At 61.6% G+C, this 23,065-nt stretch carries 16 protein-coding genes; 11 read left to right on the plus strand and 5 right to left on the minus strand.

What is annotated here, in order from left to right; all coding sequences use genetic code 11:
* Positions 1-18: 18 nt before the first annotated feature.
* The 6 genes from mexE to BW992_RS21755 all read left to right on the plus strand — a co-directional run bounded on the left by mexE (position 19) and on the right by BW992_RS21755 (position 10,591).
* Positions 19-1,272, plus strand: coding sequence for a multidrug efflux RND transporter periplasmic adaptor subunit MexE (gene mexE / locus BW992_RS21730; RefSeq protein WP_072391198.1), 1,254 nt, complete (start codon positions 19-21; stop codon positions 1,270-1,272).
* A 14-nt stretch (positions 1,273-1,286) separates the two neighbouring features.
* Complete coding sequence (locus BW992_RS21735; protein WP_072391195.1) at positions 1,287-4,466, plus strand: efflux RND transporter permease subunit; 3,180 nt, start codon at positions 1,287-1,289, stop codon at positions 4,464-4,466.
* Positions 4,463-5,884 (plus strand): efflux transporter outer membrane subunit, encoded by a 1,422-nt coding sequence (locus BW992_RS21740; RefSeq protein ID WP_072431100.1) that lies wholly within the window; start codon positions 4,463-4,465, stop codon positions 5,882-5,884. The genes BW992_RS21735 and BW992_RS21740 overlap by 4 nt, the downstream gene beginning before the upstream one ends.
* Positions 5,885-6,158: 274 nt before the next feature.
* Entirely contained in the window at positions 6,159-7,214 is a 1,056-nt protein-coding gene (locus BW992_RS21745; protein WP_076407091.1) for a tetratricopeptide repeat protein, read from the plus strand.
* Positions 7,215-7,421: 207 nt separating this feature from the next.
* Positions 7,422-8,924, plus strand: a complete 1,503-nt coding sequence (locus BW992_RS21750; protein WP_072391187.1) for an ATPase domain-containing protein — start codon at positions 7,422-7,424, stop codon at positions 8,922-8,924.
* Complete coding sequence (locus BW992_RS21755) at positions 8,921-10,591, plus strand: response regulator (protein ID WP_076407092.1); 1,671 nt, start codon at positions 8,921-8,923, stop codon at positions 10,589-10,591. Before BW992_RS21750 ends, BW992_RS21755 begins: the two co-directional genes overlap by 4 nt.
* A 31-nt stretch (positions 10,592-10,622) precedes the next feature.
* Here BW992_RS21755 and BW992_RS21760 read toward each other — a convergent pair whose 3' ends face one another.
* From BW992_RS21760 to BW992_RS21780, 5 genes are read right to left on the minus strand one after another with little or no spacing between them, the layout of a single operon-like run.
* Positions 10,623-11,000 carry a response regulator gene (locus tag BW992_RS21760; RefSeq protein ID WP_072391181.1) on the minus strand — a complete coding sequence of 126 codons (378 nt, stop codon included), beginning with the start codon at positions 10,998-11,000 and terminating at the stop codon, positions 10,623-10,625.
* The gene (locus BW992_RS21765) at positions 10,993-12,258 is read right to left on the minus strand and encodes a hybrid sensor histidine kinase/response regulator (RefSeq protein ID WP_076407374.1); all 1,266 of its coding nucleotides are present in this window, start codon (positions 12,256-12,258) and stop codon (positions 10,993-10,995) included. Before BW992_RS21765 ends, BW992_RS21760 begins: the two co-directional genes overlap by 8 nt.
* A gap of 5 nt (positions 12,259-12,263) precedes the next feature.
* Positions 12,264-12,851 carry a chemotaxis protein CheB gene (locus BW992_RS21770; protein ID WP_072391178.1) on the minus strand — a complete coding sequence of 196 codons (588 nt, stop codon included), beginning with the start codon at positions 12,849-12,851 and terminating at the stop codon, positions 12,264-12,266.
* Complete coding sequence (locus BW992_RS21775) at positions 12,848-13,663, minus strand: CheR family methyltransferase (protein WP_072391175.1); 816 nt, start codon at positions 13,661-13,663, stop codon at positions 12,848-12,850. Before BW992_RS21775 ends, BW992_RS21770 begins: the two co-directional genes overlap by 4 nt.
* Positions 13,663-17,151: a response regulator gene (locus BW992_RS21780; protein ID WP_072431103.1), complete on the minus strand. Its 3,489-nt coding sequence runs from the start codon at positions 17,149-17,151 to the stop codon at positions 13,663-13,665. Before BW992_RS21780 ends, BW992_RS21775 begins: the two co-directional genes overlap by 1 nt.
* Before the next feature lie 252 nt (positions 17,152-17,403).
* Here BW992_RS21780 and BW992_RS21785 point away from each other — a divergent pair, with 252 nt between their 5' ends.
* The 5 genes from BW992_RS21785 to BW992_RS21805 all read left to right on the plus strand — a co-directional run bounded on the left by BW992_RS21785 (position 17,404) and on the right by BW992_RS21805 (position 23,057).
* Entirely contained in the window at positions 17,404-17,775 is a 372-nt protein-coding gene (locus BW992_RS21785) for a response regulator (RefSeq protein WP_072391167.1), read from the plus strand.
* Positions 17,776-17,850: 75 nt separating this feature from the next.
* Positions 17,851-19,143, plus strand: coding sequence for a glycosyltransferase (locus tag BW992_RS21790; protein WP_076407093.1), 1,293 nt, complete (start codon positions 17,851-17,853; stop codon positions 19,141-19,143).
* Between the two features lie 182 nt (positions 19,144-19,325).
* Positions 19,326-20,231, plus strand: a complete 906-nt coding sequence (locus BW992_RS21795; RefSeq protein WP_072391160.1) for an AraC family transcriptional regulator — start codon at positions 19,326-19,328, stop codon at positions 20,229-20,231.
* 425 nt (positions 20,232-20,656) lie between these two features.
* A complete protein-coding gene (locus BW992_RS21800) occupies positions 20,657-21,967 on the plus strand; it encodes an ABC transporter substrate-binding protein (protein WP_076407094.1) in 1,311 nt (436 codons plus the stop codon).
* A gap of 157 nt (positions 21,968-22,124) precedes the next feature.
* Positions 22,125-23,057 (plus strand): carbohydrate ABC transporter permease, encoded by a 933-nt coding sequence (locus tag BW992_RS21805; RefSeq protein ID WP_072391153.1) that lies wholly within the window; start codon positions 22,125-22,127, stop codon positions 23,055-23,057.
* The last annotated feature ends 8 nt before the right edge of the window (positions 23,058-23,065 follow it).

Consider the following 23,065-nt stretch of genomic DNA (forward strand, 5'->3'; position numbering starts at 1 on the left):
ACATTGGCGGAGCTATCCATGGAACATTCACTTTCAAAATTGCGTTTTCCCCTCGCACTGTTGGCAGTGCTGGTGATAAGCGCCTGTGGCAAGACTCCCGATACCGCGGCTTCCATGCCGGCCGCCAAGGTGAGTGTGGCCAAGGTGCTGGAACAACCGGTCAACGAATGGGACGAGTTCACCGGACGCCTCGAGGCACCGGAGACTGTCGAGATTCGTCCGCGGGTTTCCGGTCAGATCGACGAAGTGGCCTTCACCGAAGGCGCGCTGGTCAAGAAAGGCGACCTGTTATTCCAGATCGATCCTCGTCCCTTCCAGGCCGAAGTCCGGCGCCTCGAGGCCCAGCTGGCCCAGGCCCGCGCCACGGCCACCCGTAGCGAGAACGAAGCCCAGCGTGGCGAACGCCTGCGTCAGAGCAATGCCATTTCCGCCGAGCTTGCTGACTCGCGCACCAGTGCCGCCGCCGAGGCCCGTGCCGCCGCAGCGGCCATCCAGGCGCAACTGGACCTGGCCAAGCTGAACCTGAGCTTCACCCGCGTCACCGCGCCCATCAGCGGCCGCGTCAGCCGGGCGGAAATCACCGCCGGCAACCTGGTCACCGCCGACGTCACCCGGCTCACCAGCGTGGTTTCCACCGACAAGGTGTATGCCTACTTCGACGCCGACGAGCGAGTCTTCCTCAAATACACCCAACTTGCCCGCCAGGGCCAGCGCGGCCAGGCCACGCCGGTCTACATGGGCTTGTCCAACGAGGACGGCAACCCGCACCTGGGCCAGATGAACTTCATCGACAACCAGGTCAACCCGCAGACCGGCACCATCCGCGGTCGCGCCGTGTTCGACAACAAGGACGGCGCCTATACCCCAGGCCTCTATGCCCGGCTCAAGCTGGTGGGCAGCGGCACCTACTCCGCCGTGCTGATCAACGACGAAGCCGTGGGCACCGACCTGGGCAAGAAATTCGTCCTGGTGATGGATGCCGACAACAAGCCTGCGTATCGCGCCGTCGAGCTCGGACCGAAGATCGAAGGCCTGCGCATCGTGCGCAACGGCCTGAGCAAGGACGACACCATCATCGTCAAGGGCTTGCAGCGGGTTCGCCCGGGATCGCCGGTCACACCTGAAACCATACCGATGGCCAGCGAAGAAACCCTCGCCGCCCTGGCGCAACATCGCAAAGCGCTCGAAGCCAGCAATCTGCCCCAGGTCGCGCCGTCCAAGGCGACAAACGGAACGGCGGGCAAACTGGCCGCTGCGACTCCACGCGGTTAAGGAACTGAACCAAGATGAAATTTTCCCAGTTCTTCATTTCACGGCCGATCTTCGCAGCGGTACTGTCGCTGCTGATCCTGATCGCCGGCGCCATTTCGCTGTTCCAGTTGCCGATCAGCGAATACCCTGAAGTCGTGCCGCCGACCGTGGTGGTGCGGGCCAACTTCCCGGGCGCCAACCCCAAGGTCATCGGCGAAACCGTGGCCGCTCCCCTGGAGCAGGCCATCACTGGTGTCGAGAACATGCTCTACATGTCCTCGCAGTCCACCGCCGACGGCAAGATCACCCTGACCATCACCTTCGCCCTGGGCACCGACCTGGACAACGCCCAGGTGCAGGTGCAGAACCGCGTCACCCGGACCGAGCCCAAGCTGCCGGAAGAAGTGACCCGGATCGGCATCACGGTGGACAAGGCTTCGCCCGACCTGACGATGGTCGTGCACCTGACCTCGCCGGACAAACGCTACGACATGCTCTACCTGTCCAACTATGCCCTGCTCAACATCAAGGACGAGCTGGCACGCCTGGGCGGCGTGGGTGACGTGCAACTGTTCGGCATGGGTGACTACTCCCTGCGGGTCTGGCTGGATCCGAACAAGACCGCCTCGCGCAACCTGACCGCCACCGACGTGGTCACCGCGATCCGCGAACAGAACCGCCAGGTGGCCGCCGGTGCCCTGGGCGCTCCGCCAGCCCCCAACGCCACGGCCTTCCAGCTTTCGGTCAACACCCAGGGGCGCCTGGTGACCGAGGAAGAGTTCGAGAACATCATCATTCGCTCCGGCGAGAACGGAGAGATCACTCGCCTGAGAGACATCGCGCGGGTGGAACTGGGCTCCAGCCAATACGCCCTGCGCTCGCTGCTGGACAACCAGCCGGCGGTGGCCATCCCGATCTTCCAGCGGCCAGGCTCCAACGCCATCCAGATTTCCAACGATGTTCGCGCCAAGATGGACGAATTGAAGAAGGGCTTCCCCGCCGGGATGGACTACAGCATCGTCTATGACCCGACGATCTTCGTGCGCGGCTCCATCGAAGCGGTAGTCCATACCCTCTTCGAAGCGCTGATCCTCGTGGTGCTGGTGGTGATCCTGTTCCTGCAGACCTGGCGCGCCTCGATCATCCCTCTGGTGGCGGTACCGGTGTCGCTGATCGGTACGTTCGCCGTGATGCATCTATTCGGCTTCTCGCTGAACGCGCTCTCGCTATTCGGCCTGGTACTGGCCATCGGTATCGTGGTGGACGACGCCATCGTGGTGGTGGAGAACGTCGAACGGAACATCGGCCTGGGCCTCACGCCCGTGGAGGCCACCAAACGCGCCATGGGCGAAGTGACCGGTCCGATCATCGCCACGGCCTTGGTACTGTGTGCGGTCTTCGTTCCCGCGGCGTTCATCAGCGGCCTGACCGGGCAGTTCTATAAGCAGTTCGCCCTGACCATCGCCATCTCCACGGTGATCTCGGCGTTCAACTCCCTGACCTTGTCACCGGCCCTGGCAGCGGTACTGCTCAAGAGCCACGACGCGCCCAAGGACCGTTTCTCCAGGTTCCTGGACCGCATCCTCGGCAGCTGGCTGTTCCGCCCGTTCAACCGCTTTTTCGACCGTGCCAGCCACAGCTACGTGGGCGCCGTGGGCCGCGTGATCCGCAGCAGCGGCATCGCCCTGTTCGTCTACGCCGGCCTGATGGTGCTGACGTTCTTCGGTTTCTCCAGCACGCCCACCGGTTTCGTGCCAGGCCAGGACAAGCAGTACCTGGTGGCCTTCGCGCAACTACCGGATGCCGCGAGCCTGGACCGCACCGAAGATGTGATCAAGCGCATGTCCGACCTGGCCCTCAAGCAACCCGGCGTCGAAAGCGCGGTGGCCTTCCCTGGCCTGTCGATCAACGGGTTCACCAACAGCCCCAATGCCGGCATCGTGTTCGTGACCCTCAAGCCTTTCGACGAGCGCAAGGACCCGAGCCAGTCGGCCGGTGCCATTGCCGGCGCCTTGAACGGGCAGTACTCGGAAATCCAGGAAGCCTATATGGCGATCTTCCCGCCGCCGCCGGTACAGGGGCTGGGTACGATCGGTGGTTTCCGCCTGCAGATCGAGGACCGGGGCAACCTCGGTTACGACGAGCTGTACAAGGAAACCATGAACATCATCACCAAGAGCCGCAGCGTGCCGGAACTGGCCGGCCTGTTCACCAGCTACACCGTGAACGTGCCCCAGGTCGACGCCGCCATCGACCGTGAGAAAGCCAAGACCCACGGCGTGGCCGTCAGCGACATCTTCGACACCCTGCAGATCTACCTGGGTTCGCTGTATGCCAACGACTTCAACCGCTTCGGCCGTACCTACCAGGTCAACGTCCAGGCCGAGCAGCAGTTCCGTCTCGAATCGGACCAGATCGGCCAGCTCAAGGTGCGCAACAACCGTGGGGAGATGATTCCACTGGCCACCTTTATCAAGGTCAGCGATACCTCGGGGCCGGACCGCGTGATGCACTACAACGGTTTCATCACTGCGGAAATCAACGGCGCGGCCGCACCGGGCTACAGCTCCGGCCAGGCGGAAAAGGCCATCGAGAAACTGCTCAAGGAAGAACTGCCCAACGGCATGACCTACGAGTGGACCGACCTGACCTACCAGCAGATCCTCTCGGGCAACACCGCGCTGTTCGTGTTCCCGCTCTGCGTGCTGCTGGCGTTCCTGGTGCTCGCGGCGCAGTACGAAAGCTGGAGCCTGCCGCTGGCGGTGATCCTGATCGTACCGATGACCCTGCTGTCGGCCATTACCGGAGTGATCCTGTCCGGTGGCGACAACAACATCTTTACCCAGATCGGCTTGATCGTACTGGTGGGGCTTGCATGCAAGAACGCGATTCTGATCGTCGAGTTCGCCAAGGATAAACAGCTGGAAGGCATGAACCCGCTGGCGGCGGTCCTGGAAGCCTGCCGTCTGCGTCTGCGGCCGATCCTGATGACCTCCTTCGCCTTCATCATGGGCGTGGTGCCCCTGGTGTTCTCCAGCGGCGCCGGCGCGGAAATGCGTCATGCCATGGGTGTGGCGGTGTTCTCCGGGATGCTGGGCGTAACCTTCTTCGGCCTGCTGCTCACGCCGGTGTTCTATGTACTGATCCGCAACTTCGTCGAACGCAGCGAGGCCCGCAAGGCGGCCCGGGCTTTGAAACTGGAGGCGCAACAATGAGTTTGAAAGCGTTCGTTCCGAGCTTGCTGGCCCTGGCGCTCAGCGCCTGCGCGGTGGGCCCGGACTACAAGGCACCACAGACCGAGGCGGCGAATATCATCACCGCCACCGAAGGTGCCGCCGGCCAGAAGAACTTCGACCGGGCCCGTTTCGAAGGCATCTGGTGGCAGCAATTCGATGACCCGACACTCAATGCGCTGGTGAGCCGGTCCCTGGAAGGCAACCGCGAGCTGCGCGTAGCGTTCGCCCGCCTGCGGGCAGCCCGGGCGATTCGCGATGACGCCAGCAACGACGTCATGCCGACCATCACCAGCCGAGCCAGCAGCAACCTGGGTAAGGGCCAGATTCCCGGGCAAACCACCGACCGGGTCAATACCGAGCGCTATGACCTGGGCCTGGACATGGCCTGGGAGCTGGACCTGTTCGGACGCATCCAGCGCAACCTGGAAGCCACCGATGCCGACCAGCAGGCCGCCGAAGCCGACCTCTATCAGCTGCAGGTGACCATGATCGCCGAGTTGGTGGACGCCTATGGGCAACTGCGCGGCGCTCAACTGCGGGAAAAAATCGCCCTGGCGAACCTCGAGAACCAGCAAGCCTCACGCAAGATCACCGAAAGCCTGCGCGATGCCGGCGTCGGCGATCAGCTCGACGTGGTACGCGCCGATGCGCGCCTGGCCTCGGTGGAAGCCAGCGTGCCGCAGCTGCAGGCCGAGCAGGTCCGCCAACGCAACCGCATCGCCACCTTGCTGGGCGAACGCCCGGACAAGCTGAGCGTCGACCTGAGCCCCAAGGAGCTTCCCGCCATCGCCAAGGCCCTGCCCATCGGCGATCCGGGTGAGCTGCTGCAACGGCGTCCGGACATCCTGAGCGCCGAACGCCAGCTGGCGGCTGCCACGGCGCGCATCGGCGTCGCCAAGGCCGACCTGTTCCCTCGGGTCAGCCTGAGCGGTTTCCTCGGCTTTACCGCCGGGCGCGGCTCGCAGATCGGCTCCTCGGCGGCCAACGCCTGGGCATTGGGGCCGAGCATTACCTGGGCCGCCTTCGACCTGGGCAGCGTGCGGGCCCGCCTGCGCGGTGCCAATGCCGAAGCGGAAGGCGCCCTGGCGTCCTACGAACAGCAAGTGCTGCTGGCCCTGGAGGAATCGGAAAACGCATTCAGCGACTACGGCAAGCGCCAGCAACGCCTGATCTCGCTGATTCGCCAGAGCGAATCGAGCCGCGCCGCCGCCGACCTGGCCGAAATCCGCTATCGCGAAGGCACCGTGGACTTCCTCGTGCTCCTCGACGCCCAGCGTGAACGCCTGGCCGCCGAAGACACCCAGGCCCAGGCCGAAGTGGACCTGTATCGCGGCATCGTCGCGATCTACAAGGCCCTGGGCGGTGGCTGGCAACCGGAAACCGTCGCCAGCAACTGACCGATCCCGGCCGACAGAGCTCCTTTGGTTGGCCGCAACCAACCAAATATTGGCCTCGTATCCCATCTGGATGCGGGGCTTTTTTTTGGTTCTTCACCGATTGCCTGGCTGCCCTCCTTTGCCTCTACGCGCCGGCGCCGTCACACCGACGGCCCGAACACGATCGCACAGGCCGAAGCCCACGAATAATGGCGAAATGGCACAGGGTTTGACTCAGGCTCTTGCCTGGTCGAAGCTTGCGACATTTCACGCTACCTGGTCATGGATTTCCTGTATGCCCTCGCTTCGCCGCTATGCGCTTATCAGCCTGCTCGTGCTATTGGTCATCGTTGTGGGCACCCTGTGGCTGCGCAGCACCACCCCGCAGATCCCGGAAGCGGTCAAGCGTGGCTACAGCGAGGCACTGGAACAGGCGCGCAACGGCCAGCCTGGCGCGGCACGGATGCTATACCAGCAACTGGGTCGCCCTGACCTGTCGCCCAAGCGCCGGGTATGGCTGCACGCCGAGCTGCCCAACTACCCAAGCCCCCAGGCCCTGAAACTGGCGGATGCGGACCTGCACAGCGAATCGGCGGACGTGCGTCGGGCAGCCATCGGCAGCATCATCGGGCTGGTGCCGGCGAACCAGCGCACCCTGCTGCTGGGGCCATTGCTCGAGGACAACGAGCCTGAAGTACGGTTTGCCGCCGTGAATGCACTGCTGGGCCTGTCACCCGATGACCTGGGCTTGTATTTCGGTGCCATGCAGCTGGCCATCGACACTTGGAAGCAGGTACTCCAGGACGGCCCGCAAACCAGTGAGTCCCTGTATCAGCTTGCCCGCCTGTACCTGCACAACGCCCAGCTGGACAAGGCCCGACAAGCCCTGGAACAGGCCTTGAAGCTCAAGCCGGACAACCTGCCGGCACTGGTCATGCAGGTCGAAGTGCTGGACAAACTGGGCCAGGGCGATGCCGCGCGCAAATTGCTCGCCCGAGAGTTGCAAGCCCAGCCGGAATCGGCTTATCTGCAACATGCGCTGGGCATGTGGTTGCTGCAGCATGGCCAGACCGAATACGCCGTGCTCGGCTTGGCGAAAGCGGTGGAACTGGAGCCGGAAAACCGTCATTACCGTTATGACCTCGCCACCACTCTTCACGCCGAGAATGAGGTGGAAGCGGCGCAAAAGCAGTTGCAGGAGATCGTCCAGCGCTACCCCGCCGACCGCAAGGCGCGGGTCCTGCTGATCAATTACTGGAAGGAAACCGGTCAGTTGCAGCATGTCCAGGTTCTGTTGGCGAAACTGGAACAACTGAACCCCGACGACCCGGCGTTGCAGCAGGCCTGGTGAGGGTGCAAGCCATGATTCCCTGGCGGGCGATCGGGTGATGTCCGACAGCCGGAAACACCGAATCAAGGCTCGAAGTCGTCGACAGTGTCACACAAGCAAGCAGAGGAAGCGGAACCGCTATCGCCGCCAACGGTCAAGTAATGAGGCGGTTCATTTCAGGCTCTACCCGGCCTGCCGCCCACTTCCCTGGTCATGAGAGGGCTCTTTTTGTCTACATCCAACGAGTTGATCAGCGCAAAAGCCGCTACCGGCATTGAAGGGCTGGACGATGTCCTTTGCGGTGGCCTGTCCCGCGGTCATGTGTTCCTGCTTGAAGGGGAACCGGGGACCGGCAAAACCACGGTCGCCTTGCATTTCCTGCTGGCGGGCGCCCGGGCCGGCGAGCGATCCTTGTACATCACCCTATCGGAAACCGAACGGGAACTGCGTCAGGGTGCCGCCTCCCACGGCTGGGAGATGGATGACAACATTGTCATTTTCGAGCTGACCCCGCCAGAAAGCCTGCTCAACGCCGAGCACCAGCAAAGCCTGCTGTATTCTTCGGACCTCGAGCTGGGGGAAGCCACCCGGCAAATCTTCGAAGTGGTGGAACGGGTCAAGCCGACCCGGGTGGTGCTCGACAGCCTGTCGGAGATCCGCCTGCTGGCCCAGAGTTCGTTGCGCTATCGCCGCCAGATCCTGGCGATCAAGCATTACTTCGTGCGCTACGACGCCACGGTGCTTTTGCTCGACGACCTGACCACGGAGTCCCTGGACAAGACCGTCCACAGCGTTGCCCACGGGGTGATTCGCCTGGAAGAACTGACCCCCACCTATGGCGCCGAGCGACGCCGGATCCGGGTGGTCAAGTATCGCGGACAGAAGTACCGCGGCGGTTACCATGATTTCACCATCATGACCGACGGCGTGCACGTCTTCCCACGACTGGTGGCCGCCGAACACCGCGGGCAATACAACCGCCGGCAACTCTCCAGCGGCATCGCACAAATGGACGCCTTGCTGGGCGGCGGTATCGAAACCGGTTCCAGCACCTTGATCCTGGGCCCGGCAGGTACCGGCAAATCGCTGATTGCGCTGATCTTCGCTGCTGCCGCGGTGAATCGTGGCGAGCACGCCGCGCTATTCATCTTCGACGAGGAACTGGGCCTGTTGTACGAGCGGATGAAAAACATCGGCATCGACCTGCAGGCGCTCCAGGACACCGGCAGGTTATTGATCGACCAGGTGGACGCCGCCGAACTGTCTCCCGGCGAGTTCTCCCACCGGGTGCGTCGTTGCGTCGATGACGGCAACATCAAGACCGTGGTGATCGACAGCATCAACGGCTATCAGGCAGCCATGCCGGAGGAAAATGCCCTGGTGCTGCATATGCATGAGCTGCTGCTCTACCTCAACCGCAAGGGCGCGGCGACCTACATGACCGTCGCGCAACACGGCCTGGTGGGCGACATGCAGGCGCCAGTGGACATCACTTACCTGGCCGACACGGTGATCCTGCTGCGTTACTTCGAAGCGCTGGGCAAGGTTCGCCGAGCGATCTCCATCATCAAGAAACGCACCGGCAGCCATGAATCCACTATCCGCGAATACCGTATCGGCAACCAGGGCATGACCATCGGCGAGCCGCTGGAGGCCTTCCAGGGTGTATTGCGCGGTGTGCCAACCTACATGGGAGCGGACAATCCGTTGCTCAAGGACGACATCCAGTGACGTTAGCGGAACCCTTGTCCGAGCGGGCGTTGATCCTCGCCCCGCTGGGAAGGGACAGTCAGATTGCCTTGATGATCCTCAATGAAGCCGGTTTTGCCGGCCTCATCTGCCGTCATCTGGGGCAATTGTGCGAAGAATTGGAGAAAGGCGCCGGCTTGTTGGTGATTTCCTCGGAGGCCCTGGTGGGGCCGGACTTGGAGACGCTGTTCCTGGAGATCGAACAACAGCCCGCCTGGTCCGACCTGCCCATCGTCCTGCTGACCCATCACGGTGGCCCGGAACAGAACCCGGCGGCACGCATCGGCATGCAGCTGGGCAACGTGACCTTCCTGGAACGCCCTTTCCACCCCGTGACCCTGGTCAGCCTGGTGACCACCGCCCTGCGCGGCCGCCGAAGGCAATACGAAGCCCGGGACCGCCTGATCGACCTCAGCAACAGTGAATTGCGCCTGCAAAATACCCTCGAAACCCTCGAGCAGCAGGTAGAGGAACGTACCGCACAACTGCGCCACAACGAAGAAGCCCTGCGCCAGTCACAGAAAATGGAAGCGGTGGGCCAGCTCACCGGCGGCATCGCCCACGACTTCAACAACATGCTCACCGGCATCATCGGCAGCCTGGAGCTGCTGCGTCGCCGCCTCGCCCGCGGCCGCACCGAAGACCTGGACAGCCTGATCGACCTGGGCGTGACCTCCGCCAACCGCGCCGCCGGCCTGACCCATCGCCTGCTGGCTTTCTCGCGTCGCCAATCGCTGGACCCCAAGGCCGTACAGATGAACACCCTCGTACTGTCCATGGGAGAACTGTTGCAACGCAGCCTCAACGAAAGCATCCGGCTGGACATGCACCTGGACAATCAACTGTGGATCGCCGAAGCCGACCCCAATCAATTGGAAAGCGCCCTGCTCAACCTGGTGCTCAACGCCCGGGACGCCATGCCCGATGGCGGTAAACTCGTGGTGAAGACCTACAACCAGTACCTGGATACCGGGTTCACCGACGCCTACACCAACCTCGAACCCGGCGATTACGTGGTATTGAGCGTCCAGGACACCGGTTGCGGGATGCCCGAGGCGGTCGTCAGTCGTGCCTTCGACCCTTTCTTCACCACCAAGCCCATCGGCCAGGGTACCGGGCTGGGCCTGTCAATGATCTATGGCTTCAGCAAGCAATCCCACGGCCATGTGACCATCGACAGCGTTGTCGGCCAGGGCACCACGGTCAACCTGTACCTGCCGCGCTTCAAGGGTGAAGAGGTGCAAGAGCCCAAGGTCGATGCCCAGCACACCCCCCATGCCCAGGATGGCGAGACCGTGCTGATCGTCGAAGACGATCCGGCGGTTCGGGTGCTGGTCAGCGCGGTACTGAGTGAATTGGGCTACACGTTCCTCGAAGCTGCCGACGCCAATGGCGCGATACCGATTCTCCAATCAGACCAGCGCATCGATCTGCTGGTCAGCGACGTGGGCCTGCCGGGCATGAACGGGCGGCAACTGGCGGAAATCGGCCGGCAGATACGCCCGGACCTGCGGGTGCTGTTCATCACCGGTTACGCCGAACATGCCGCGGTAAGGGGTGGTTTCCTCGATCCGGGCATGCAGATGATCACCAAGCCGTTCACCTTCGACTTGCTGACCGCCAAGGTACGGGAAATGATCCGGGCCTGAGCGGCCCGGACTTACCGGCGATGCATGAAGATCAGGACAGCATGGTGCGCATGATGGCCTGCAGCTCATCCAGCTTGAAGGGTTTGCCCAGAATGGGGGCCGTGCGGGTGATGGGACTGTCGGTTTCCTGGATCTCCGCGGCATACCCGCTGATGAAGATCACCTTCAGGTCAGGGCGCAACCTGACGGCAGGCTCGGCGATCTGTACCCCGGAAATGCCGCCTGGCAGACGAAAATCAGTGATCATCATGTCCAGGTGGGGCTTGCTTGCCAGGATCTCGAAGGCCTTTTCACCGTTCTCGGCCTCCAGCACCCGATACCCTTCGCCCGACAGGTAGGCGGACAACACCGTCATGATCGACGGGTCGTCCTCGACGATCAGTACAACATCTTGCGCATCTTCACTCATGAGAAGCCTTTGTTCGATCAATAGCTGCTGATACGACCGTAGGGTCACTCAGAGGTTGCGTCGGCCCGACAGTTTTCTGCAGGGGCAGACAAACGCGAAACAAGGCCCCTTCGTTGAGGCGGCTGTCGACCGTGATGGTGCCACCGTGGGCGGTCACGATCTGCTCGGAAATGAACAGCCCCAGCCCCAGGCCGGCGGAGACAGCCTTGGACGTCACCCGCTCGAACTGCTGGAAGATGCGCTTCTGGTTCTCTTCGCTGATGCCGATGCCGCGGTCCTGGACTTCGACGCAGGCATGCTCAGGCGTCTGGTAGACACGCACGTCGATGGGACCTTTGCCGCCATAGCGCAACGCGTTGGTCAAAAGGTTCGACACCACCTGTTCGATCCTGAACTCATCCCAATGGCCTTCCACCGAGGGTTCGGCGGTGTAGGTCAACGAGCATTCAGCCGCCATGAGCTGCGGCTGGAAGTTGCGCAGCAGGTTTTCCACCAGCGTGCCCAGGTTGAAACGAGTCGGACGGATGGACAGTTTTCCGGTACGAATCCGCGACACATCCAGCATGTCTTCGATCAGGCGGATCAAGCTCTTGATCTGACGCTCGTCGCGCTCGACCATCGCCCTCACCTTGTCCAGGCTGAATGCCGCGGCATTGTCCCGGGCCAAGTGCATCTTGCGCAGTTGAGTCTCCAGGATCAGGCCATTGAGGGGCGTACGCACCTCATGGGCCACGATGGACATGAAATCGTCACGCATGCGCACCGCCTGTTCGAGTTCGCCGCGGGTGGCCTGCAACTGCTGCAGCAGGACTTCCTGTTCCCGGCGACTCTCTTGCAGGGCAACGACCTGCTCCTTAACAGCCTTTTTCTGGCGATAAAGCTCCACGAACACGTTGACCTTGCTTCTGACGGCATGGGTGTCCAATGGTTTGTGCAGGAAATCCACCGCGCCGTTCTCATAGCCGGTGAACGCATAGTTACGCTCACGACCGGCGGCGCTGACGAAAATGATGGGAATGCTGCGGGTCTTCTCCGTGCCGCGCATCAGTTCGGCCAGTTCGAAGCCGTTCATCTCCGGCATCTGCACATCGATAATCGCCAATGCGAAGTCGTGTTGCAGCAGCAGGGACAGCGCCTGGTCAGCCGACAGCGCCTTGAAGACCTCGCGGTTGTCCCCCTTGATCAGCGCCTCCAGAGCCAACAGATTTTCCGGCAGATCGTCGACGATCAGCAGTTTGGCTTGAATCTCTCTTGGCATCTCGTTCATTCCAACCCGGCCAGCAATTCGCTGATGCCTTGTAAAGTAAGGATGTGGTCCGGCTCGTGCAGCGCCAACGCCGCCTCGGGCATGGTCGGGACCTGGGCTTGTGCGGGGTCCTGGACAACCGTGACGCCGCCCAGGGCCTTGACCCGGGCCAGGCCCTGGGCACCGTCGTCATTGGCCCCCGTCAGCACGACCGCCAGCAGGTTCGGGCCGTATACATCGGCGGCGGATTCGAACAGCACGTCAATGGACGGCCGGGAATGATGCACCGGTGCCTCCAGGCTCAACGACAGGCTGCGATCGGCCTCCACCGACAAGTGATAACCCGGCGTGGCGAAGTACAGGGTGCCAGGCTGGATGTCCTGCTTGTCCCGCGCCTCCTCCACCGGTATCGCCAGGCGATGGCCGAAGACCTGGGCCAATTGGCTGTCACGCTCGTCGGGCAGGTGCAATACCGCCAGCACAGGTATGCCAAAGCCCGGGCGCAATTGCCCGAACACCTTGAGCAGCGCCTCGACCCCGCCGGCTGAAGCACCGACCACAATGGCCTCGACCGCAGGCCAGGACCCATCCCTCGTCTGGTTCATAACTTGCGATAGATCCGTTCCTGTTTGACCAACGGCTCGAATTGCTTGCCGAACGTTGAAAAATCCAGGGTTTCCTTGCTGCCCAACACAAGAAAGCCTCGGTGGCAGAGCGACTCGTGGAATAACCCAAAGGCGCGATCTTGCAACTTCTTGTTGAAATATATCAATACGTTACGACAGGAAATTAACTGTGTTTCTGAAAAAACACTGTCCGTCGCCAGGCTATGATCAGCGAAAGTCACGTTCTCGCACAGTGTCTTGTCGAACATGGCGTAATCGTAGGCAGCAGTGTAGTAGTCGGCAAACGATCGACGCCCGCCGGCACGCTGGTAATTCTGGGTGTAGCTCCTGACGCTTTCCAGGGAAAAAATGCCCTGCTTGGCTTTTTCCAGCGACCTGGGATTGATATCGGTGGCATAGATCAAGGTACGGTCCAGCAAGCCCTCCTCCCGCAGCAGGATCGCCATGGAGTAGACCTCTTCCCCCGTGCTGCAACCGGCAATCCAGATCTTGATGGAAGGATAGGTCTTGAGCAGCGGCACGACTTCCTCGCGGATAGCCAGGAAGTGCGACGGGTCGCGGAACATCTCGCTGACCGGAATCGTCAGCAACTGCAAAAGCTGCATGAAAATGCCCGGGTCGTGCAGCACCCGTTCCTGGAGCGCCGAAATGGTCCGGCATTCGAACTGGCTCAGGGCATGCAGTACCCGGCGCTTGATGGAAGCACCGGAGTAATCCCGGAAATCATAGCTGTACTTGAGGTAGATCGCTTCGATCAACAACCGAAGCTCAATGTCAGTGTCACGTTCCACTAAATTCTTTCCATATTCGGCAACCACACGCGAATCAGTGAAAACAGACGGTCCAGGTCGATCGGCTTGGCCAGGTAGTCGTTGGAACCCGCCGCCAGGCAACGCTCCTGATCATCCTTCATGGCCTTGGCCGTCACGGCGATGATGGGCAGCTTGCGCCAACGCGGGTCCTTGCGGATCAGCGCGGTGGCTTCGAAACCGTCCATTTCCGGCATCATCACGTCCATCAGCACCAGGTCGATGTCCTCGTTCTCATTCAACCGCTCGATCGCCTCGAAGCCGTTGCGACCGATGACCACGATCGCCCCTTTTGCCTCCAGGGCACTGGTCAACGCGAAGATATTGCGCACATCGTCGTCCACCAGCAGCACCTTGCGCCCCTCGAATACCTTGTCGCGGCTGCGGGCAGCCTTGAGCATGCGCTGTCGTTCATGGGACAACCGGGATTCGACTTTGTGCAGAAAGAGTGTCACCTCGTCCAGCAACCGCTCTGGCGAGCGGGCACCCTTGATGATGATCGAGCGCGAATATTTGCGCAGCTCGGCTTCTTCATCGCGGGTCAGGTTGCGTCCGGTGTAGACGATCACCGGTGGGAAGGAACAGATTTCCTCGGTGGACATGCGCTTGAGCAGATCGTTGCCCAGCATGTCCGGCAGCTTGAGGTCGATGATCATGCAGTCGTAGACGTTGTCCCGCAGCAGGTCCAGGGCTTGCTGGGCCAGGCCTACGGCCGTGATCTCGATGTCGTCGTCGCCGATCAGGCGGGTGATGCTGTCGCGCTGCAGGTCATCGTCCTCCACCAGCAGCACTCGCTTGACCTTCTGGGTCAGCTTGGCTTCCAGGCGCGCGAACACGTCCTTGAGCTCTTCGCGGGTGGTCGGCTTGACGGCATAGCCGATAGCCCCCATGTGCATCGCGGCCTCGACGCGATCTTCGACGGAAATCACATGCACCGGGATATGCCGGGTCTCGGGTTGTTCCTTGAGCCGCTGCAGCACGGTCAGGCCGGAGTGATCGGGCAGGCGCATATCCAGCAGGATCGCATCGGGCTTGAGCTGCAAGGCCAGGTCGAAGCCTTCGTCGGCAGCGTGGGCCACCAGGCACTGGTAGCCCAGTTCGTGAGCCAGGTCGAAAAGGATCCGGGCGAACCGGGCCTCGTCTTCGATCACCAGGATGCAGCGGGTGGCGAACGGGGCCTTGTCCCGGTCGTCGGCGAACCGGGCGATGGGGCTTTCCACTTCGGCCACCGGGGGAGCCGTCACAGAAGCAGGCGCGGCGGTCACGGGGGCAGGCAGGCTGGACGAGGGGATGAACGTCGGTGGCTCCACTGGGGCGTTCCCAGGCTCGACATAGCGCTCGGGCAGGACCAGGGTGAACACGCTGCCCTGTCCCGGCTCGCTGGACACCGAGATCGAGCCGCCCAGCAGGGTCGCCAGGTCCCGGGAAATCGACAGCCCCAGGCCGGTGCCGCCATACCGGCGGTTGGTGGTGCCATCGGCCTGGCGGAACGCTTCGAAGATACTCTGCTGCTGGTCCGCGCTGATGCCGATCCCGGAGTCACGCACCATGAATGCGATGCCCGAGTCCGGCTGGCCGCTGACGGTCAGGCAGACCGAACCCTGCTCGGTGAATTTCACCGCGTTGGACAGCAGGTTCTTGATGATCTGCTCCAGGCGCTGGCGGTCGGTGTACAGCATCGACGGCGCGTCCGGCAGCAGTTGCACCTCGAAGTCCAGGCCCTTGTCGGCCGCCAGCGGCGTGAACAGGTCCCGCAGGCTGTCCACCAGGCGCGGCACGCTGGTGTTCTCCGGGCGGACTTCCAGCTTGCCGGCTTCCACCTTGGAAATGTCGAGGATGTCATTGATCAGGTTCAGCAGGTCGTTGCCGGCGGAGTAGATGGACTCGGCAAACTTGACCTGCTCTTCACTGAGGTTCTGCTGCGGATTCTCTGCCAGCAATTTGGAGAGAATCAGCGAGCTGTTGAGCGGCGTGCGCAGCTCATGGGACATGTTGGCAAGGAACTCGGACTTGTATTTGCTGGAGCGCTGCAACTCTTCGGCGCGTTCCTGCAACTGCAGCTGGGCCAGGTTCAGCTCGCTGTTCTTCTGGTCCATGGCGTCGCGTTGCTCGGCCAGTTGCTCGTTGGTCTGTTCCAGTTCCTGCTGCTGGGCTTCCAGGTGCGCCTGGGACTCCTTGAGGATGCGCGACTGCTCCTCCAGCTCCTCGTTGGCCGTCTTGAGCTCTTCCTGCTGGACCTGCAACTCTTCATTCAACTGCTGGGTTTCAGCCAGTACTTCCTGCAACCGCTGGCGATAGCGGGCGGCTTCTATGGAGGTACCGATGCTGCCGGAGATCCGCTCCAGCAGTTCAACGTCGCGTTCGGTCAACGGACGCAGGAATCCCAGCTCGATGGCGCCGTTGACCCGGTCATCGTCGCTGGTCGGCACCACCAGCACGCTGTTGGGCAAGCCTTTGCCGAGCCCCGAGCTGACTTTCAGGTAATCCTTGGGCACGTTATCCAGGCGGATAAGGCGCCCCTGTTGGGCGGCCTGGCCGACGATGCCTTCTCCAGGAGCGATCAACTGCTCCTTTTCCGCGTCCTCTCGGGACAATCCATAGCTGGCGACCCGCTTGAGCACGCCATTCTCTTCACGGGCATACAACGCCGCGACGGCGCAATCCAGATAACGGGCACAGAACTGCAGGATGTTGCGACCCAGCAGATTCAGGGTCAATTGCCCCAGCACCTGCTCGGCCAGTTGGGTCTGGCCGGTACGCAACCAGGCCTGCTTCTCCAGGTGCAACGCGCTCTGCTGCTGAATCTTGAGGCTGGCGGCGTACTGACTGGACAGATTCAACAGGTCGCGGCGCCCGACATAGGCCAGCAGACCACTGACAGCGGCGACGAACATCAGGTACAGGGTGATGCTCCAGAGCGTGGTGGAACGGACCCTGTCGTTGCGCTCCGTGCGCAATCGCTGCTCGGTATCGATGATTTCTTCGAAGGACTTGCGGATTTCATCCGTCAGGCGCTTGCCACGCCCGGCCTTCACCGCACCGCGATAATCGCCACTGCTGCGCTGCAGGTCGATCATGCTCTGGGCGTAGTTGGCCCACTCCGTCTGCAACGCTTGCACCTTGTGCAGGCGATCGGTCTGGGTAGGGTTGTCGGCTGTCAATTCCAACAACGTTTCCAACGCCACGGCGATGCGCGGCTTGGCGACTTCATAAGGGTCGAGAAAATGCTCGTCACCGCTCAGCAGGTAACCGCGCATGCCGGTTTCCAGGTCCACGCTGAGCTTCAGCGCTTCGTTGGCATTATTGATCACCCGGTCGGTATGACCGACCCACTGGATCACCGACAGCAGGTAGGTCACCAGCACGATGAAGAACACCGCACTGAGGGCACCGATGCCCAGCGGCAGGCTGATATTGCGGCTCAGGAGCTTGCGAAAACTTTGCTCGTCGACCGAAGACGAAGGAGTCATGGAAAAAGGCCTTGGCAAACAGTTGAAAACCGTGGAGTGTGCCCGAAAGTGATGGCTTGGATCCACATTTCTGACGAGGCAAGGACGCAGTTCCCAGGGCGAGCCGCCCAATGGCAAGGAAGCGACTATCCTTGTCGGCTCTTGTACTATAGATCCTTTCTTGTACACCCCAGGGAACTTGTCACACCTCGCCATTTACTCATGCATAAGGCCTTTTTGCCGCTTCCGATTTATTTTCCGAGAATAATGACCATGTCCACCCCCGCTCCTGGCACCGCCATCACCGTTCTTGTCGTCGAAGATGACGACATTGTCCGCATGTTGATCGTCGATGTGCTGGAAGAACTCGAATACCAGGTGCTCGAGGCGGACGGCTGTGAACAGGCGCTGGAGCAGCTTCGCAACCCCGACCAGGCCATCGACTTGATGATGACGGACGTCGGCCTGCCCGTAATGGATGGCCGCGAGCTGGCCAAACAGGCCCGCGCGGTACGCCCCGGCCTGCCGATCCTGTTCGCCAGCGGCTATGCCGAAAGCATCGACGTGCCTGACAACATGGCGGTCATCGGCAAGCCATTTTCCATCGATCAGCTACGCGACAAGGTCAAAAGCATTCTGCCTTGAGCCGCAAGGGATTTCTGGTCACTATCGGCGCCCCCTGCGCCGTTGTGCCTGATTGCCAAAGGAAATGCCCTGCTCATGCCTCTCCCTCCCTCCTTGAAGGTCCTGGTCATCGGCTACGTCTGGCCCGAGCCGCGCTCATCGGCCGCCGGCGGACACGTCATGCAGATCCTCGAAGCGTTTCTCGGGCAAGGTTGGGAGATTACCTTCAGCAGCCCCGCCAGGCCTGGCGAGAACCGCGCCGACCTGTTGGCATTGGGCATCCGTGAGGTGGCGATCGAACTCAACCACAGCAGCTTCGATGCATTCATCAGCGAACTGGCACCGGATATCGTGCTGTTCGACCAGTTCATGATGGAAGAGCAGTTCGGCTGGCGGGTCGAGAAACATTGCCCCGATGCCCTGCGGGTACTCGAGACGTCCGACCTGCAGAGCCTGCGCCACGCCCGGCATCACCGCTTGAAGGAGCGTTTGAAGACGGACAGTGCTTCCCAGGATTTCAGCGACCTGTTCGCACCGGCCCTGCATGAAGAATTCCGACTGATGGCCGACACGGACATGGCGAAGCGGGAAATCGCCGCGCTGTACCGCTGCGACCTGAACCTGATGGTGTCCGAGTTCGAAATCGAGCTGCTGGTTGAACATTTCGGACTGCCCCGCGACCTGCTGCTCTGGTGCCCGCTGATGCTGGACATGCCAGCCGCGCCGGCCGTGCCCTACGAAGACCGGGCGCATTTCCTCAGCATCGGCAACTTCCGCCATGCACCGAACTGGGACGCCGTGCTCTGGATGAAAAATGCCGTCTGGCCGCTGATCCGCCAGCAATTGCCCGGCGCGCAACTGCACCTGTATGGCGCCTACACCCCGCCAAAGGCAGCCGCGCTGCACAATCCGGCCCAGGGCTTTCATATCATGAACTGGGCCGAAGATGCCCTGCAGGTGATGTCGGCGGCACGCATCTGCCTGGCGCCGCTGCGTTTTGGCGCCGGCATCAAGGGTAAGCTGATCGATGCCATGCTGTGCGGCACGCCGAATGTCACCACCCCCGTCGGCGCCGAAGCCATGCACGGCGGCCTGCCGTGGCCCGGGGTGGTGGCCAGCAGCGCAGAAGCGCTCGCCGGGGCTGCCGTGCAGCTGTATAGCGATCCGGCGCGCTGGGCTCAGGCCCGGGACGATGGCTTCGCGCTACTGGCGAGCCGTTATTGCCGGCAGGTCCACGCCCCGGCGTTGATCGAGCGCATCCAGGCCTGCCGCTCCAACCTTGCACAACGGCGTCGGGACAACTTCACCGGCAGCATGCTGCGGCACCACCAGCATAAAAGCACCCAATACATGTCCCAGTGGATCGAGGAGAAGAATCGCAACCAGTGAAGGCCGCTGCAGATCGAGAGTGTCCTGCATGAACCTTTTCGACCGCGTTTCGATCATAGGCAACTGTGCAACCCTCTTTCGCCACGTACATGACCCAGCGACCACCGGTACCCTCGGCGGGCTGGCACCGCTACGGCGATAGGGGCATTATCCAGCAGCGATAAAAACAAAAGCGCAGGCCTATGACCCGAACAGCGAGAGTCACCGACCCTTCCTATGAGTTGATGGATGACCATAACGGACTGTCCATCATCTATCGCCAGCATGGTTTTCCGTGCCCCTTGGTGCGTTGGCATTTCCATAAGGAATATGAGCTGCACCTGATCGTTGCCAGCTCCGGCAAGGTGTTCATTGGCGACTACATCGGCAACTTCTACCCGCAGACCTTGTTTCTCACCGGCCCCAACGTGCCCCACAACTGGATCAGCCAGGTGGCCGAGAATGAAGTGGTGCCCAAGCGTGACATGCTGGTGAATTTCACCGATGAGCTGTTCGACAGCGGCCACCAGGTATTCGCCGAGCTCAAGACCATCGCCCCGCTGCTGGAACGGGCCCGGTACGGTATCGAGTTCCGCTGCAAGCGCACCATCCGCCAGGCGACGATCCTGATGCAGCGGATCGCCGATTCCCAGGGCATGAGCCGCCTGGGCTATTTCTTCATCCTGATGGAGTTGCTGGCCACCTCGGATGACTATCAGTTGCTCTCCGGCGCCACCTCTTCGCAGATGGCCGACGAGCACAGCGTCGACCGCACCAACCGCGCCGTGGATTACATCTTCGCCCACTACGCCCGGGAGTTGACGCTGGAAGAAGTCGCCGAACACCTGGGCATGAAACCCACCTATTTCAGCCGGGTGTTCAAGCAGGCCACCGGTCGTTGTTTCATCGAGTTCGTCAATCGGCTGCGCATCAGCAAATCCTGCGAGTTGCTGGCCGATGGCGACAAGCCGGTGACGGAGGTGTGCTTCGAATCGGGCTTCAACAACATTTCCAACTTCAACCGCAGGTTCCAGCAGCTCAAGGGCATGACCCCTTCCCACTACCGACGGTTGGCGGTACAGCGGCTGACCGAGCAGAACCAGGGCTGACACTTTCCTGCCCCGGTGAGGCAGGATCAGGGGCCGGAGTGACCTGTGGCGAGGGGATTTATCCCCGCCGGGGGCGCGACAGCGCTCCCCATATCAATCCAACACTGAGGTGGGTCAGAAAGAACCGGGGGCCGCTTCGCAGCCCAGCGGGGATAAATCCCCTCGCCACGCCACAGATTTATCTCCTACACAGATTTAATCTCCTACATACAGATTCAATCTTCCGCACATGGACGAATCCTTCCCGACAGACAAACTTCGCTGAAACCGCATGCACTGCAAAAAAGTATCAGCATAAGTGCGACGGATGATTTGTCACGCCGCCCATTGAAGGCTGTAATCAGCGCACATCCTTCCTTTCATCGGAAGACTAAAAACAATAACTGTCCTTCTGCAGCCTGCCGGGCGCAGAAAAGGAGTGCGCGATGAAACCTTTGGCAAAAACCCTGCTTGTCTCCACTTGCTTGACCTTCAGCAGCGTCAGTTTCGGCGCACAGACCCTCACCATTGCCACCGTCAACAACAGCGACATGATCCGCATGCAGAAACTCTCGAAGACCTTCGAGACAGAGCATCCGGACATCAAGTTGAATTGGGTGGTGCTTGAAGAAAATGTCCTGCGCCAGCGCCTGACCACCGACATCGCCACCCAGGGCGGGCAGTTCGACGTCTTGACCATTGGCATGTACGAAGCCGCACTGTGGGGCGCCAAGGGTTGGCTGGAACCCATGAAGGACCTGCCGGCTTCCTACGACCTGGACGACGTCTTCCCTTCCGTGCGCGATGGCCTGTCGGTCAAGGGTACGCTGTACGCCTTGCCGTTCTACGCCGAAAGCTCGATCACCTATTACCGCACCGACCTGTTCAAGAACGCTGGGCTGACCATGCCCGAACGCCCGACCTGGACCCAGATCGGCGAGTTCGCGGAAAAACTCACCGACAAATCCAAGGAACAGTATGGCCTGTGCCTGCGGGGCAAGGCCGGTTGGGGCGAGAACATGGCCCTGATCACGACCCTGGCAAACGGCTTTGGCGCGCGCTGGTTCGATGAGAAATGGCAGCCACAATTCAATGGCCCCGAGTGGAAGGATGCGCTGAACTTCTACGTCGACAACATGAAGAAATCCGGCCCTCCGGGTGCTTCCAGCAACGGTTTCAACGAGAACCTGGCGCTGTTCAACAGCGGCAAGTGCGCGATGTGGGTCGATGCCAGCGTGGCCGGTTCGTTCGTGACCGACAAGACCCAGAGCAAGGTGGCCGATCACGTCGGGTTCACTTTCGCCCCCCGGGAAAAAACCGACAAGGGCACCTCATGGATGTACTCCTGGTCCCTGGCCATCCCCACCAGCTCCAAAGCCAAGGACGCGGCCAAGGTCTTTACCACCTGGGCGACGTCCAAGGAATACGGCCAATTGGTCGCCAAGACCGACGGCATCGCCAACGTACCGCCAGGCACCCGCACCTCGACGTACAGCGATGAGTACATGAAGGCCGCACCGTTTGCCAAGGTGACGCTGGAGTCGCTGAAAGTCGCCGACCCGAAAGCCCCTACCCTCAAGCCCGTGCCTTATGTCGGCATTCAGTTGGTGACCATCCCCGAATTCCAGGCCATTGGCACCCAGGTAGGCAAGTTCTTTTCCGGCGCGCTGACCGGACAACAGACCGTGGACCAGGCCTTGACGGCCGCGCAGTCCACCACCGAACGCGAGATGAAACGCGCTGGGTATCCCAAGTAGTCAGCTCATTGAGGCCCGCTCCCGATTCCTGTGGGAGCGAGCTTGCTCGCGATGAGGGCCACCCGGCCAATATCACGAGTGACTGATACGACGCTATCGCGAGCAAACTCGCTCCCACAGTGGATCTACACAGGCCCGCAAAAATCGGTTCAATGCCATGAATAGCTCAACGACAACTGTCAAAGCCCCACTCGAGATAGCCCCACCGGTACGCAAGGTCCGTGTGGCCAACCCCGGCTGGTTCCTGGTCAGCCCTTCGGTGGCCCTGTTGCTGCTGTGGATGATCGTGCCACTGGGCATGACTGTCTACTTCTCGATGATCCGCTATAACCTGCTCTACCCCGGCGAAAACGAATTCGTGGGGCTGGAGAACTTCACGTACTTCCTGACCGACTCGGGGTTCATGCCCGGCGCCACCAATACATTGCTGCTGGTCGGCAGCGTGCTGCTGATCAGCGTCGTGTTCGGGGTATTGATCAGCGCATTGCTGGAGGCCAGCGAATTCTTCGGGCGCGGGATCGTGCGGGTGCTGCTGATCTCGCCGTTCTTCATCATGCCCACCGTGGGGGCGCTGATCTGGAAGAACCTGATCTTCCATCCGGTCTCGGGAATCCTCGCCTCGGTGTGGAAGCTGTTCGGTGCCCAACCGGTGGACTGGCTGGCCCATTACCCGTTGCTATCGATCATCATCATCGTGAGCTGGCAATGGCTACCCTTTGCGATCCTGATCCTGATGACCGCCATGCAGTCCCTCGATCAGGAGCAGAAAGAAGCTGCCCGCCTCGACGGCGCCGGGCCGATCGCGATCTTCTGGCACCTGACCCTGCCGCACCTGGCCCGTCCGATCGCCGTGGTGCTGATGATCGAAACCATTTTCCTGCTGTCGGTGTTCGCCGAAATCTTCACCACCACCAACGGCGGTCCCGGCTATGCCTCCACCAACCTGGCCTACCTGATCTACAACCAGGCGCTGGTGCAGTTCGACGTCGGCATGGCGTCGGCCGGTGGCTTGATTGCCGTGGTCATCGCCAACATCGCCGCCATCATCCTGGTTCGGATGATCGGCAAAAACCTCACCGACAAGCACTGAGGCCGCCG

The organism is Pseudomonas sp. 7SR1, from assembly GCF_900156465.1.
In the GTDB taxonomy this organism is placed as follows: Bacteria; Pseudomonadota; Gammaproteobacteria; order Pseudomonadales; family Pseudomonadaceae; genus Aquipseudomonas.

What these genes read in the sequence shown, in the direction of transcription:
- BW992_RS21805 (WP_072391153.1), top strand. Translation starts at nt 22,125, where the DNA reads ATGAATAGCTCAACGACAACTGTCAAAGCCCCACTCGAGATAGCCCCA.
- BW992_RS21790 (WP_076407093.1), top strand. Translation starts at nt 17,851, where the DNA reads ATGCCTCTCCCTCCCTCCTTGAAGGTCCTGGTCATCGGCTACGTCTGG.
- BW992_RS21770 (WP_072391178.1), bottom strand. Translation starts at nt 12,851, where the DNA reads ATGAACCAGACGAGGGATGGGTCCTGGCCTGCGGTCGAGGCCATTGTG.
- BW992_RS21800 (WP_076407094.1), top strand. Translation starts at nt 20,657, where the DNA reads ATGAAACCTTTGGCAAAAACCCTGCTTGTCTCCACTTGCTTGACCTTC.
- BW992_RS21760 (WP_072391181.1), bottom strand. Translation starts at nt 11,000, where the DNA reads ATGAGTGAAGATGCGCAAGATGTTGTACTGATCGTCGAGGACGACCCG.
- mexE (WP_072391198.1), top strand. Translation starts at nt 19, where the DNA reads ATGGAACATTCACTTTCAAAATTGCGTTTTCCCCTCGCACTGTTGGCA.
- BW992_RS21785 (WP_072391167.1), top strand. Translation starts at nt 17,404, where the DNA reads ATGTCCACCCCCGCTCCTGGCACCGCCATCACCGTTCTTGTCGTCGAA.
- BW992_RS21795 (WP_072391160.1), top strand. Translation starts at nt 19,326, where the DNA reads ATGACCCGAACAGCGAGAGTCACCGACCCTTCCTATGAGTTGATGGAT.
- BW992_RS21745 (WP_076407091.1), top strand. Translation starts at nt 6,159, where the DNA reads ATGCCCTCGCTTCGCCGCTATGCGCTTATCAGCCTGCTCGTGCTATTG.
- BW992_RS21740 (WP_072431100.1), top strand. Translation starts at nt 4,463, where the DNA reads ATGAGTTTGAAAGCGTTCGTTCCGAGCTTGCTGGCCCTGGCGCTCAGC.
- BW992_RS21735 (WP_072391195.1), top strand. Translation starts at nt 1,287, where the DNA reads ATGAAATTTTCCCAGTTCTTCATTTCACGGCCGATCTTCGCAGCGGTA.
- BW992_RS21780 (WP_072431103.1), bottom strand. Translation starts at nt 17,151, where the DNA reads ATGACTCCTTCGTCTTCGGTCGACGAGCAAAGTTTTCGCAAGCTCCTG.
- BW992_RS21765 (WP_076407374.1), bottom strand. Translation starts at nt 12,258, where the DNA reads ATGCCAAGAGAGATTCAAGCCAAACTGCTGATCGTCGACGATCTGCCG.